The sequence below is a fragment of the Rhodospirillaceae bacterium genome (assembly GCA_018662005.1).
GTDB lineage: Bacteria > Pseudomonadota > Alphaproteobacteria > Rhodospirillales > JABHCV01 > JACNJU01.
This window is the reverse complement of the sequence record JABJHA010000004.1, coordinates 380,851-394,017: the sequence shown is the minus strand read 5'-3', so window position 1 is coordinate 394,017 and position 13,167 is coordinate 380,851. Positions and strand designations below refer to the sequence as shown.

At 53.7% G+C, this 13,167-nt stretch carries 12 protein-coding genes; 6 read left to right on the top strand and 6 right to left on the bottom strand.

Annotated elements, in window-relative coordinates; genetic code table 11:
* Positions 1-91 precede the first annotated feature (91 nt).
* Genes HOL66_03180 through HOL66_03170 form a run of 3 tightly spaced genes read right to left on the bottom strand, consistent with a single transcriptional unit; the run spans position 92 to position 3,294 of the window.
* Positions 92-298, bottom strand: a complete 207-nt coding sequence (locus HOL66_03180) for a hypothetical protein (GenBank protein ID MBT5243230.1) — start codon at positions 296-298, stop codon at positions 92-94.
* Positions 299-315: 17 nt separating this feature from the next.
* Entirely contained in the window at positions 316-3,108 is a 2,793-nt protein-coding gene (polA, locus tag HOL66_03175) for a DNA polymerase I (protein ID MBT5243229.1), read from the bottom strand.
* A gap of 6 nt (positions 3,109-3,114) precedes the next feature.
* A complete protein-coding gene (locus HOL66_03170) occupies positions 3,115-3,294 on the bottom strand; it encodes a zinc-finger domain-containing protein (GenBank protein ID MBT5243228.1) in 180 nt (59 codons plus the stop codon).
* A 117-nt stretch (positions 3,295-3,411) separates the two neighbouring features.
* Between HOL66_03170 and HOL66_03165 the strand changes: the two genes are divergently transcribed.
* Positions 3,412-4,353 carry an ABC transporter ATP-binding protein gene (locus tag HOL66_03165; GenBank protein MBT5243227.1) on the top strand — a complete coding sequence of 314 codons (942 nt, stop codon included), beginning with the start codon at positions 3,412-3,414 and terminating at the stop codon, positions 4,351-4,353.
* 101 nt (positions 4,354-4,454) lie between these two features.
* On the top strand, positions 4,455-5,318 hold the full coding sequence (locus HOL66_03160; protein MBT5243226.1) for an alpha/beta hydrolase: 864 nt from the start codon (positions 4,455-4,457) through the stop codon (positions 5,316-5,318).
* A gap of 81 nt (positions 5,319-5,399) precedes the next feature.
* Here the strand turns inward: HOL66_03160 and HOL66_03155 are convergent, their stop codons facing one another.
* Complete coding sequence (locus HOL66_03155; GenBank protein ID MBT5243225.1) at positions 5,400-5,570, bottom strand: hypothetical protein; 171 nt, start codon at positions 5,568-5,570, stop codon at positions 5,400-5,402.
* A gap of 159 nt (positions 5,571-5,729) precedes the next feature.
* Here HOL66_03155 and HOL66_03150 point away from each other — a divergent pair, with 159 nt between their 5' ends.
* Together HOL66_03150 and HOL66_03145 are read left to right on the top strand one after the other, a co-directional pair.
* Positions 5,730-6,425, top strand: coding sequence for a flavodoxin family protein (locus HOL66_03150; GenBank protein ID MBT5243224.1), 696 nt, complete (start codon positions 5,730-5,732; stop codon positions 6,423-6,425).
* Between the two features lie 60 nt (positions 6,426-6,485).
* Entirely contained in the window at positions 6,486-7,673 is a 1,188-nt protein-coding gene (locus HOL66_03145; protein ID MBT5243223.1) for an agmatinase family protein, read from the top strand.
* A 331-nt stretch (positions 7,674-8,004) separates the two neighbouring features.
* Here the strand turns inward: HOL66_03145 and HOL66_03140 are convergent, their stop codons facing one another.
* Positions 8,005-9,015 carry an alpha/beta fold hydrolase gene (locus HOL66_03140; GenBank protein MBT5243222.1) on the bottom strand — a complete coding sequence of 337 codons (1,011 nt, stop codon included), beginning with the start codon at positions 9,013-9,015 and terminating at the stop codon, positions 8,005-8,007.
* Between the two features lie 102 nt (positions 9,016-9,117).
* Complete coding sequence (locus HOL66_03135) at positions 9,118-10,377, bottom strand: DUF1116 domain-containing protein (GenBank protein ID MBT5243221.1); 1,260 nt, start codon at positions 10,375-10,377, stop codon at positions 9,118-9,120.
* A gap of 316 nt (positions 10,378-10,693) precedes the next feature.
* Here HOL66_03135 and HOL66_03130 point away from each other — a divergent pair, with 316 nt between their 5' ends.
* The gene (locus tag HOL66_03130; GenBank protein MBT5243220.1) at positions 10,694-11,383 is read left to right on the top strand and encodes a TetR/AcrR family transcriptional regulator; all 690 of its coding nucleotides are present in this window, start codon (positions 10,694-10,696) and stop codon (positions 11,381-11,383) included.
* A gap of 339 nt (positions 11,384-11,722) precedes the next feature.
* Positions 11,723-13,162: a type III glutamate--ammonia ligase gene (gene glnT / locus HOL66_03125; protein MBT5243219.1), complete on the top strand. Its 1,440-nt coding sequence runs from the start codon at positions 11,723-11,725 to the stop codon at positions 13,160-13,162.
* Positions 13,163-13,167: the final 5 nt, after the last annotated feature.

Genomic DNA, 13,167 nt, shown 5'->3' with positions numbered 1-13,167 from the left:
GGTGGCGTAACCCCGAGGCCAAGAGCCAATACATCCTGAGCATCCATTGCCTGTCCCTCCGATGTCGCAAATGATGACAGAGGATAGCTGATTACGCCCTACATGACTTCTTGAATTCCACTTCCAACGTCGAAGAGCCAGAAAACCTGAGCACCAGAACACTGGCATCATTATCGCTGACCAATACTTCATCGACAGGCGCTTGCGGGATATTGACGCTGTTACGCAAGCAATAATCGTAAGCGGCGGCCCGCAGTTCGGCGTCATCGAAAACCAGTTTTCTCAGTTCCTTGGGCACTGCCTCTCCAATCCACTTTAATGGGCGTCATTCCAATTATGGCCGATGCCGACATCAACAATCAATGGAACATCCAGATGGGCTGCATTTTCCATAGTTTTCTTAACCACGCCTGACGTTACCTCGATTTCTTCATCCGGCACCTCGAAGATCAGTTCATCGTGGACCTGAAGCAACATTTTGGCATTTAAACCCGCCTGGCTCAAAGCACCCGGCATGGCGATCATCGCCCGCTTGATAATATCGGCAGCACCGCCCTGAATGGGCGCGTTGATGGCGGCGCGTTCGGCGAAGGCGCGCATCTGCGGCGCTTTGTCATCGATTCCGCGGACATGGCACTTGCGGCCAAACAGGGTCGTAACATAGCCCTGATTACGTGCCTCTTCCTTGGTTTGATCCATGTAGGTGCGAATGCCCGGATAGCGCTCGAAATAGGCGTTGATGTAGTCAGAGGCCGCGCCATTGGAAATATCCAGCTGACGGGCCAGACCGAAGGCTGAAATACCATAGATAATGCCGAAGTTAATCGCCTTGGCCTGTCGGCGCACCATCGGGTCCATGCCTTCGACCGGCACCCCGAAGACCTGTGAGGCGGTCAGCGCGTGAATATCCTCGCCGGATTTGAAGGCATCGATCAGGGTGTCTATACCGGCGACATGGGCCAGCAACCTGAGTTCAATTTGTGAGTAATCGGCGCTTAGTAACTGACAGCCTTCTTCGGCGATAAAGGCGTTCCTGATCTTGCGGCCTTCTTCTGAGCGCACCGGAATATTTTGCAGATTTGGATTTGATGATGCCAGCCTGCCGGTCGAGGTTCCGGCCATGGAATACGAGGTATGAACCCGGCCGGTGCCGGGATGAATCTGGGCGATCAGGGCGTCCGTATAGGTGCTCTTCAGTTTCGCCAGTTGCCGCCAGTCGAGAACCTTTTGCGGTAGGGCGTGACCATCACCGGCCAGTTTTTCAAGGATTTCCGCACCGGTAGCATAGGCGCCTGTCTTGCCTTTTTTACCGCCCGGTAAATCCATTTCATCGAACAGCACTTCACCAAGCTGTTTGGGTGAACCGACATTAAAGTCGTGTCCGGCAAGGCCATGAATTTCAATTTCCAAATCGCCCAGACGGGCTTCAAAATCGGTGCTCAGGCGTTTCAGCTCAACCGCATCAACTTTAATGCCGTGGCGCTCCATATCCACGAGCACACCAATCAGGGGCCGCTCCAGCGTCTCGTAAACGGTGACCATGGCTTCGTCGACCAGACGCGGTTTGAGAAGTCCGTGCAGGCGGGCCGTGATGTCGGCGTCTTCGGCGGCATAGTCCAGCGCCGCCTCAAGGCTGACGTAATCAAACGTCACCTGCGCCTTGCCGGCACCCGCCACTTCCTTGAATTTAATCGTCGAATGATCACAATGCAGCATCGCCAGTTCATCAAGACCATGACCATGCAAGCCGCCTTCAAGAACATACGAAAGCACCATGGTGTCATCGATGGCGTTCAAAATAATGCCATAGTTGGCCAGCACCTGGGCGTCGTACTTGATGTTGTGGCCCACTTTCAAAACGCTTGGGTCGGCAAACAAATCGCTGAGGCACTTCAGGGCCTGATCAAAGGCCACCTGCTCGGGGCCATCGTCCGCACCAATTTCAGAACCGCCGTCGCCCAGATCAAACATGCCTTGGGCCGCAGGCGCCTTGTGGGCAAGCGGGATATAGCAGGCCCGGCCGGGCCCGGTGGAAAGGGACACGCCGACCAATTCGGCCTGGGTTGCGTCCAGAGAAGTGGTTTCCGTATCAACAGCAACGACACCCTTTTCGCGGGATTGGCTAAGCCAGTTCTCCAGTGCCTCAAGATCCTGAACCAGCTGGTAAGTGGCCTTGATATCTTCAGCGGCAGCGGCGGGCAAATCTTCACCAGCAGTCTCAAAGCCATAACGGCTTTTCACCCGCTCCGTCAGTTTCTTGAAATCCTGTGCGGCGAGGAAGGCAAGCAGCTCCACCCCGTCCGGCTGCTTTATGGCGAAGTCACTTAAAGGAACGTCGATCGGGACATCTGTTTTCAGGGTCACCAGTTCTTTGGAAATACGGGCGCCTTCTGCATGATCGATCAGGCTTTGCCGACGCTTCGGCTGCTTGATCTCCCCGGCGTGGGCCAGCACCCCTTCCATGTCACCGTATTCATTAACCAACAAGGCTGCCGTTTTAAGACCGATACCGGGAACGCCGGGAACGTTATCGGACGCGTCACCAGCCAGGGCCTGCACTTCGATCACCCGGTCCGGGCCGACGCCAAATTTTTCCATCACCTGTTCAGGCCCGATTTCCCTGTTTTTCATGGCGTCGAACATGGTCACCTTGTCATCAACCAGTTGCATCAAGTCCTTGTCAGAAGAAACCACGGTGACGTCAGCGCCGCCTTCCTTGGCCAGCCTGGCGTAGGTGGCGATCAGGTCATCGGCCTCAAAGCCGGGCATATCGACGCAGGCGACGTTGAGCGCGCGGGTCGCCTCGCGGACCAGCTCGAATTGTGGAATCAGGTCATCGGGCGGGGCGTCGCGGTTGGCCTTGTATTCGGGGTAGATGTCATTGCGGAAGGTCTTGCGGGCGCTATCAAAAATAACCGCGATGTGGTCGGCGTCTGTATCATCAATCAGCTTCATCAGCATTGTCGTGAAGCCGTGCACGGCATTGACCAGGGTGCCGTCGGCCCGGGTCATACGTTGCTTGATGCCGTAGTAGGCGCGAAACAGGAATCCTGAGCCATCGATCAGGAAAACGTGGCGCGGATCGGATAATGAATCTTTTTTTGACACGGGGGATTAGTGGCCGGCGGCCTGGCTCGCGCCCTCGGCAAGTTTATAGGTGCGCGAACAATACGGGCAGACGATTTCACCATCATTGCCTATTTGCAGATAAACCCTGGGATGGCCCAGCGGCCCGCCGTCGCCGTCACAGCTGACGCTTGATTGTTCGACGATAATGGTTTCTTCGACTTCCATGGCGCACCCTATGACATAATATGTTTCGAGCTTTCAATGATAGCGATTGCCGCCAGACATTCAAAGCCCGCATGTGATACGATTTTCTTCTTTGACGATAAAGGCTGGCCAACCCCGATGACAGACAATGCGGTCCAAACCATCAATTTGAGCAAAACCTACGATGGCGGCAATGGCGTCGCTCAAGAACCCGCCCTGGACGCCGTCTCCTTGAACATTCCGCGAGGCTCGTTTTTCGGCCTGTTAGGTCCAAACGGTGCCGGTAAATCGACCCTGATCAACATTCTTGCCGGTTTGGTAATCCCGACATCAGGCAGCGCCAGCATCTGGGGTTACGACATCGAAGCCAACATGCGCGCAGCCCGCAGGTCAATTGGCATCGTGCCCCAGGAATTGAATATTGATCCTTTCTTCACGCCCCGGGAATCCCTTGAATTGCAGGCCGGTCTCTACGGTGTTCCGGCGCGTGCCCGGCGTTCCGATGAAATCCTGGAAGCCGTCGGTCTTCTCGACAAGGCCGATGCCTATGCGCGCACCCTTTCAGGTGGGATGCGTCGCCGCCTGCTGGTCGCCAAGGCAATGGTCCACAGCCCCCCGGTGCTGGTGCTTGATGAACCCACGGCGGGGGTCGACGTCAACCTGCGCCGTCAATTATGGTCATACGTGCGCCAGCTCAACGAACAGGGAACAACGGTGCTGCTGACCACCCATTATCTGGAAGAAGCCGAACAACTGTGTGACACCATCGCCATCATCGATCACGGCAAAATGATTACATGTGAAGCAACGGACTCCCTGTTGCGCAGGCTTGACGCCAAGGAAATGACCGTCACCGTCGGCGAGAAACTATCCGGCATTCCCGAAGCCCTGAAACCCTTTAATGTCGAACTTAAAAGTGATCAGCGTCTGCGTATCTGCTATCCGCCAAGCAAAAACAACAGTGGTGAAATCCTCGGCGCCATCGCTGAGGCGGGTTTAAGCATTACCGATCTGGTGACCAAAGAAGCCGAGCTTGAGGATATTTTTCTGTCCCTGACATCAACAAGCGATGGCCGCTAATGGCGTCCCGGGCATTAATGGCTGTGGCCACGTTAATGCTGATGACAATGCTGGGCGGTTGCGCGTCCCCAGATATTCAACAACCCAGGAATGAAACAGCAATGCCGCGTCTGAACAGTGATCATTTCATCGCCCATGACGGGTCAAGTATGCCGCTGCGCAGGTGGATGCCTGAAGACCAAAACCCGACAGCCGTTATCATCGCCGTGCACGGCTTTAACGATTACAGCAATTTCTTTGATGGACCCGGAAGCTTTCTGACGAGCCGCGGCGTCGCCACCTATGCCTTTGATCAACGCGGCTTTGGCGCGACCCCGGAGGCCGGAATCTGGCCCGGCGTTGCAGCCTTAACACAGGATCTTGAAACGATTATCGCCCTTGTTCGGGTCCGCCATCCGGACACGCCGCTCTATCTGTTTGGTGAAAGCATGGGGGGCGCCGTTGTTATGGTAGCCTTGAAAAAAGCCCGCGACCTGAACCAGACCCTGAACATTGACGGCGCCATATTATCCGCACCGGCGGTTTGGGGACGTGAAACCATGCCCTGGTACCAGACCACCGCGTTATGGCTTTCCAGCCACATCATGCCAAGGGCCAAATTGACGGGCCAGGGCCTCAAGATCATGGCTTCGGACAATATTGAAATGCTCCGCGCCTTGGGCCGGGATCCACTGATCATCAAAAAAACAAGGGTTGATGCGGTCTACGGGCTGACAAACCTGATGGATGCAGCCCTTCAAGCGGCCCACAAAATTGATCTGCCCATGCTGATACTGTACGGGGAAAAAGATGAAATTATCCCAAAGGGACCGACCCAGCTGATGCTTTCCCGGTTGCCCGAAACCGGCAAAGCCGTCCGGCAAGTGATCTTCTACGCTAACGGCTACCATATGCTGACCCGCGATCTGCAGGGCGAGACCGTCTGGCGTGATATCGAAAAGTGGATCAGCGCCCGGGCCGGATAAAGTCACTTTGCTTTAAAAAAACGGGCCGGGTTTATCGTTCATTTCGATAAAGCCAGCCCGTTCGTTTCGACTGTCGTTCACTTAGTATGTGGTGAGCGTGAACTCTACCGGCAGCGCCGGCGAAATAATATCGTAGACCGGAGAGAACAGCGCCAGATCGGTGAGTTCATCGACACTGGCCTTGCTCTTGACCCGCATGTTGACGGTAATCTTGTTGAAACCGAAATAGCGGAACGGATTCTTATTTTTCATTCCATGATTTTATGGATTTGCTAAGATACGGTCAAAGACGGTTTTCCTCTGACAGTGCTATCATCCAGGTGGACCAAAGGTCGGTCATGCACTAACATTCTTAGTGGACCTGTCAAAGGGGGCTGATCAACCCTTTATGAAAGACGCGGAGGAGTCGAGATGCCGAATCCAAATTTTGAACCTAAGAACCACCCGTCCAAGGTTCTTGTCCTCGCCGCGAGTCCTCGGCGTGACGGAAACTCTTGGCGTCTGGCGCTAGAGTTTCACAAGAGCGCACTCGAATCCGGGTGCGACAGCGAACTAGTGTACATCGCCGATCATATGACCGGTTTTCTGCGTGATTGCCGGACTTGCCGGGATGCTGCCGGCAACTGTACTATCGATGATGGCTATCGGACGCTGTTCATGGACAAGGTGCTCGACGCGGACGCTCTTGTCTTTGCGACTCCAATCTGGTGGTACGGCATCTCCGGAATCCTCAAGACATTTTTTGACAGAATGTTCTGTTACATCTCCCTGTCGGATCCGGCTTCGGACCGGGTCGTCGAGCGGCTGCAGTGGAAACGGAACGTGCTGCTGCTGAGCGCGGAAGAAAGCAACTTTTCTGCTCGTCTAGCCATCATGCAACAGATGCAGGAAATGGCCCGTTATCTCAACCATATGTTTGTAGGGGAGGTGACCGGCATCGGCAATCGCCGAGGCGACGTCGATTCCGATCCTAATCAGCCGATCGCCGCTGCCCGTGAACTGGCGCGGAACCTCTTTAGCGTGAACGCTACGGACTACAAGCTCGATACAGCCCGTTCCGGAAGCGTCTGGGCAGATGACCCGGGAACACCAGCATTTTGGCGCTAGCGTCGAGTGTGTCAACCCAGGCTGATGGGCCGATGACTAGTCAACGATGGAGTACAAGAAATGCCTGACCCAAAAACCGGCGAACTTCGCGGCAACCGCAACCTTAAGCGTCTCGAACGCATTTCGCAAACCAAACAGGAAGAGGAGATTGAGAGGGGGCTGGAACTCGGGCTGGAAGCCGCGGACTCGATCAACGACCGCACAATCTCACTGTTTAGCCGGGGCCATCTACCCGCGTTTGCCGGGATCAATACATTCATGAAGACCCCCTACTGCGAGGACATTCGTGAAGTAGGACAGTACGAAGCCGCATTCGTCGGCGCGCCCTTTGATGGTGGAACGACCTATCGACCGGGAACGCGGTTTGGACCCCAGGGCGTCAGGCGAATATCTGCTTTATACGATGGCTACTGTGTGGATGGCGCCGTCGATCTTTTTGAAGAACTGGACATGTGTGATGCTGGCGACATCTTTGTTATTCCGGGCAGTATTGAGAAAACCTTTGATCAGGTATCAAAGGCTGTTTCACATATCTACACATCCGGTGCCTTTCCCATTATCGTTGGCGGGGATCACAGCCTGGGTTATCCCAATGTTCGTGGCGTCGCACCCCACATCGATGGCAATGTTGGCATCATCCATTTTGACCGTCATCTCGATACCCAGGACATCGATATGGACGAACGCATGCATACGACGCCTTGGTACTGGACGACCAATGATCACGAAAGTGTGGATCACTCTAAGACGCACCAGCATCACAGTCATATGCACGATGTCGGGTTGTCGAATTGTCCGCCAAAAAATCTCGTCCAGATTGGCATTGGCGGTTGGTACGGAAATAGGCCAGGTTCGGAAGTGGCCCGGGATCGAGGAACCAGCGTGATAACCATGAAGGACTTTGAGGAGTTAGGCACCGAAGGGACGGCAAACCTAGCCCTAGAATTGGCGTGGAAGGACGCCGATGCAGTTTATCTGTCATTTGATATCGATAGCATTGACCCCGGTTTCGCACCTGGCACGGGGACACCGGAGCCGGGCGGGTTCACACCGCGTGAGGCGCTTGAAATGGTACGTATTGTTGCCCGAGAGGGTCTGTGCGCAATGGAAGTGGTGGAGGTTTCACCTCCCTACGATGTGAACGACAGTACTTCCCAACTGGCTTGCCGGGTCATCCTGGATACGCTTGGAACGATGGTATCCGCCGGCAAGATCGGTCACCGCGATAAAGTTATGCGGCCGGAATAGTCTTCTTCGTCAAAGGGCGGTGCTGTCGTGATGATCTCGGCAATGCGCTACCAGGAAGTGTCCTGGCCCATGGCACCACGTGGAAAATAGGTCACACAGCAATCCTGCCTCTGTTTGGTGGAGCCGTTTTGTTTTTCGGTTTCCAATTAAATGAACAGATTGCGCGATGGCTGTTTTTTCTGTCGAAATTGTTTTTCCGGCAACCTACGCTGTTCGCACCCATCCAAAAACTGATCACTCGCTGAGGATGGATGTTGGACTTGGGACATCGGCTCTGGGGAGCTATGTCATGGTGGTAAACTGGACCTATTAGTCTGGGTCAGCAGAGTCTTTATTTTCCGGTTGCCTGCAGGATGCAATCATCCAAAAATTGCTCGAACCCCGGATCATTACCCGGACTGGCGACGCAATGTCCCCAAGGTGATTTATAAGTTCGTAGTTCTGCGTTCTGCATGTGCCGGATCTCAATGGCATTATCTTCCGGCGGAAAATAAAGATCATCACTGCAGGGAACCAGAACAGCCCTGGCCTTAATGGCGCCGAGCGCTGCTTCGAAATCTCCGCCATAAAGATTATTGGCGCTGATATCAGTGTTCTGCCACGTCCAAATTTTGGACAGCAAATCATTTGCGTCCCAGTTGAGGTGATCTTCCTCCCAGTCCATAAGCAAGTCTTCGAATGTTTCAAATCCGAGTTCCCGGTAAAGACCTTCCCGGTAGAAGGTTTGAGAAAAGGCCCATCCCGCGTAAACGCGTCCGAATGCGCGCAACCCTCGTTCCGGTTGATTGTCATAATCACCTTCGTTCCAAGCCGCATCGGCTTGCAGTGCCGCCTTCACACCGTCAAGGAAAACGATATTGTGTGGTGATGCCTTCGCCGAGGCACAGAATGGCACAATGGCGCGAACCATATCCGGATATTGCGCCGCCCACTGATAGGATTGACACCCAGCGACGGACCATCCGGCGACAAGGGCGATGCTTTCGACACCCAGTTCCTCGGTCAGCAGGCGGTGTTGGCAGGCAATGTTGTCAAATAGAGTGATGTTCGGAAACCGAGGCCCGTCTAGGGGTGTGGATGTGTTGCTGGGCGATGACGAATAACCGTTTCCAAACATGTCGACCGATACGATGAAGTGGCGCGCTGGGTCCATGGCGCGGCCGGGTCCGAAGAAGCCTTCGTTTCGCATGTGCGTGCCCGTGTAAAACGTCGGTAGAACAATGACGTTGTCCCGTGCGGGGTTCAGCTCGCCGTATGTCTGGTAGGTTAGCTTTGCATTGGGCAGAACCGCGCCTGATTGCAGTTCTGTATCGCCCAATTGAAAGGTCTTGTAGCCGCTCAAAAGCGCCTCCTTGGAAAGACCCTAATCGAAACAAATGATAACGGCTGATCTGCACGGCTTGAAGCTTCGCATTCTTCGTTGGCCGCTACCGGGAGGGAGGTGTCAGTGCCCGCCGTAACGTTCGTTATAGGCCTTTGCGGCGTCTGTAAAACATTGCTTCGGTGCGCGGACCAGTCCGGCACCGATTTGACCGCCATCCTTTCCGGCAATGCCGATGTCCATGGCAGGCAAAATACCGGTGTCGCAAACTTCAAATATGTTTATGCCCGTAGGTGTGCCGCGGTAGCCGAGAACCGGAATGTGGTAGTCCGGGTTCTCACCAATCGTTATCCGATACAACTCTTCGTTTCGCTTGATCATGGCTTCGGCAGAGCCGCCTTGATACTGCTGTAGGGCAAACGCGCAAGCTTGGGCAAAACCGCCTAGACCGATGGTTTCGGTAATCGTACTCTCGCCGCCCATCCAGGCAATTTCATCCTCGGTGTGTCCATCGAAAAGCTTCGCTTGGACGTCCGCATGCGGTCCCTTGAACCATGTGTCGCCTAGGCCGCTAACTCGAATTGCGAATCCCTGGCAGTTGAAAGCCATTGCCGTGACCATGCTCGACCCTTCGATCCCGTGTGCGTGATCAGCCGTGGCTTTCGCCGCCGCCATGGACAGGCGGAGAAAGAAATAATGGTCTTCCGTCAGGGCGTTAAGCGTTTGCGCAACGCCTTCGTGGTTGTCGGCAACCTGATCAAGCATGTGTGGAAAAATTTCACGTGTCAGTAGCAGCGAAGCTGCGGTGCTGCGGCTGTGCAATTCGTCGCCCATGTGAAGTGCCCGCTTCATCAGAGGCTTGAGGGGAACACCGCCCGCTTGACGTACAGTCTCACCAATTACCGGCGCGATGACATCGTTAACGAAAAGCAAGCGCTCTTTGACGCCTTCGTCGTAGACACCGTAGTTCAGTCGCCGCGGATTGGTACCTTCATACATATTGCAGAAGGCCGTGTTTCCACCGGCTCGGTTTTCAACTACGAACACCGGCATGGAAGCCGAATATACACCGGCAAGCGAACCGACACATTTGTAGTCGTGGCAACCATCGACCTGCAGTTCACCGGAAGAAAATTTGTTGTCTGCTTCCTCAGCTGAGTCCGCAACGCCTTCAAATAAGGCAGCGCCAATGATAGCATCGCGCTGACCGCCGATATAATCTTTCCACGGCATTGGCGGTCCTGACGTCAGGATCGTTTCGCGGGTCATGCCGGGTACGACATCGATAGCCGGAAGCACATCTACCAGTACCGGATCGGCCTCGCACAGGTGACGAAATGACTCTTCGTTTGCCGCATGGCGTCTGCTTTCCCCCTCAGGCATACCATTCTCCCTTGATTTTTTTTAACTAGACAATTAATTAATATTGAGGAAGTCTGCATGAAAGCCCATTGGTATGGCAAGTGATTAAACTTATGGTGTCGCTGGTCAACTCCGCCTCGGGGAGTCGATAGGAATTCGTTAAGGAACCAAGCCTTTCTAAAAATTCGCCACTTTGGCGCTGTTGCCAAAGGCCGTTCCATTAGGCCTGTTATTCCTGTCGACAATGTGATTTATCTACCAGCGGTATATCACCAAGCAGGACGCGTGAGCCATACCAGAACCGAAGGCAGATCATTGACCGGACAAGAGAGAACTCGTGGCAAAGCAGAACCTTCAAACACAGAAATCAAGCCCGCGCGGACGTCCATCTGGCGCATCGCGCAAGGCTCGCTTCGAACGTAGTGAGGAACTCGCCTCGGCCGCGCTTGACCTATTTGCCGAGCGCAATTTCGCCTCGGTGACAATCAAGGATATCGCCAATTCCGCCGGGGTTAATACCGCGTTGATCTACTACTACTTTGAAAGCAAGGAGGACCTATTTCGTGCGGCAATTGAGTTTGCTGTTGATCAGGCTTTCAAAAATTTTAGCCATCTCCAAGCCCTCCACGATAATCCCGCCGATATTATCGACAACTGGCTAAACAATCATGTTCAGTTGTACGCACCGATTCATAAGTTCGTGAAAGTCAGTCTGGACTATACAGGGTCAGAGACAAAAATTCCGGCCATTGACCGCCAAATTCGTCAATTCTATGACGAAGAAAAGCGCATTCTCTCCGAATGTATTCGTCTGGGGATTCAACAAGGCCTGTTCGCGCCTGTTGACCCAAATTCGCTTGCACAATTTATTTCAACTCATTTGGACGGCGTTATGGTGCGGGGTGTCATTCTCGACGATTTCGACCTCGATCAGGCGGTTGTGGCCCTGCGCCGGCAGATTTGGACTCAGCTTGGTTCCGACGACCAAGCAGGCAGTAATCCCTGGCCCACGAGCGTCAGTATTTAAACCTTTCGATCTTAATATTGGTGAGAAGTGACGGTAGGCACTCTCTTAATTAATTGACTAATTAATTATTCTCCTACATTCTTAATTCTGCTCGATAGTCATGTCGTCTCCATGAGAAGGATGGTTCTTATGAAAAAACCATCTCCACCGGAAGCAGGATTGAGGGCCAATTGCCAGTTGAACGAAGCAAATAATTCGGGCAAAAGGTAGGAGACTAGAGGGGGAGTGGTTGTTTTTTTAGAATACTGTCAATAGACGAAAATGCGGAATTATCACGCCGCGTTAACGTGCATCCGAGCCTTTAAAATGGTTTAGTGCACAATTTGGAAATCAATTTATATGAGTGAAAAAATCTCGAACAAAAGTAAACAAAGCAAAAAATCCGGGGCTGACTGGGCGCGCCAACAAGAGGAATTGATCAAAAAGGGCGTTAAGTACTGTTTCGCTTCCTATGTCGATGCGCATGGCATACCGAAAGGTAAAACCGTTCCCGTTCACCATTTCGAACGGATGATGCGGGGTTCCGAATTATTTACCGGTGCGGCCCTGGACGGACTTGGGCAGGGCCCCAACGACGACGAACTGGCGATCCACCCTGATGCGAGCGCTGTCACCCAATTGCCTTGGCGTCCCGAGATCGCCTGGTGCCCCGGCAATCTGAAATACCACGATGATCCATGGCACATGTGCTCGCGCACCCTGCTCAGCCAGCAGGTCGAGCGCGCCGCCAAAATGGGTTATGGTTTAAACTTGGGGATCGAATGCGAACTCTATGTCGTCGATAACAGCGATGGCATCATCAAGCCGCACAATCCAAACGATACAATGTCGAAGGCAGCATACGATTTTACCCTGACACTTGAGGCAATGGAATATCTCGACGAAGTCGTTAGCTACATGAACGAACTGGGGTGGGATGTATATTCATTTGATCATGAAGACGCTAATGGTCAATACGAATTCGACTTTGCTTATGCTGACGTACTCACCATGGCCGATCGCTTTGTGCTATGGCGGCTGCTGACCAAGGAAATTGCCCGCCGTCATGGTTGGGAAGCGACGTTCATGCCAAAGCCTTATATAGATCGCACGGGCAGTGGAGCGCATTTCAACATGTCGTTGACATCGTTGGAAACGGGAAAGAACATAAGCGGTGACAGCCGCGATCCACGTGGCTGTGGGTTATCGAAGGTCGCCTATCAGTTCCTTGGTGGAATTAAGAAACACGCCAAGGCCATCGTTGCGACAACCTGCCCAACGGTGAATTCGTACAAACGCCTGGTCAAAACCGGCTCCATGACTGGCTATACCTGGGCACCGGTATTCATCTCGTATGGTGGTAACAACCGGACCCATATGCTGCGGGTGCCAAAATTGCGTCCCGAGGTAGAGGGCGCCGCCAATCCGGACGAAGGCGCCTATCTGTCCAGCGCCCGCTGGGAATGCCGCGCCGTTGATACCGCGATGAACCCGTATCTGGCGGCGGCAATGATGCTGGGCGCCGGCCTGAACGGTATCGAGCAAGATCTCGACCCGGGTGATCCACTCGACATCAACATGTACGAACAAAGTGACGAACAACTTGAACAAGAGAAAGTTGAACTCCTGCCCAGGACGTTGCTGGAAGCGATCGAGGCGTTTGATGCGGACCCTCTCGCCGAGCAGGTGTTGGGGGCTGAGCTTAAGAAATCCTATGTCGATCTCAAGAGCGATGAATGGTGGGATTTCCACAACCAAGTCTCTAGCTGGGAGATAGATAAGTATCTGACCAAGTTCTGAGGGGG

Coding starts and splice junctions, on each gene's coding strand:
- HOL66_03170 (MBT5243228.1), bottom strand. CDS start 3,294: ATGGAAGTCGAAGAAACCATTATCGTCGAACAATCAAGCGTCAGCTGT.
- HOL66_03165 (MBT5243227.1), top strand. CDS start 3,412: ATGACAGACAATGCGGTCCAAACCATCAATTTGAGCAAAACCTACGAT.
- HOL66_03160 (MBT5243226.1), top strand. CDS start 4,455: ATGCCGCGTCTGAACAGTGATCATTTCATCGCCCATGACGGGTCAAGT.
- HOL66_03155 (MBT5243225.1), bottom strand. CDS start 5,570: ATGAAAAATAAGAATCCGTTCCGCTATTTCGGTTTCAACAAGATTACC.
- HOL66_03150 (MBT5243224.1), top strand. CDS start 5,730: ATGCCGAATCCAAATTTTGAACCTAAGAACCACCCGTCCAAGGTTCTT.
- HOL66_03145 (MBT5243223.1), top strand. CDS start 6,486: ATGCCTGACCCAAAAACCGGCGAACTTCGCGGCAACCGCAACCTTAAG.
- HOL66_03135 (MBT5243221.1), bottom strand. CDS start 10,377: ATGCCTGAGGGGGAAAGCAGACGCCATGCGGCAAACGAAGAGTCATTT.
- glnT (MBT5243219.1), top strand. CDS start 11,723: ATGAGTGAAAAAATCTCGAACAAAAGTAAACAAAGCAAAAAATCCGGG.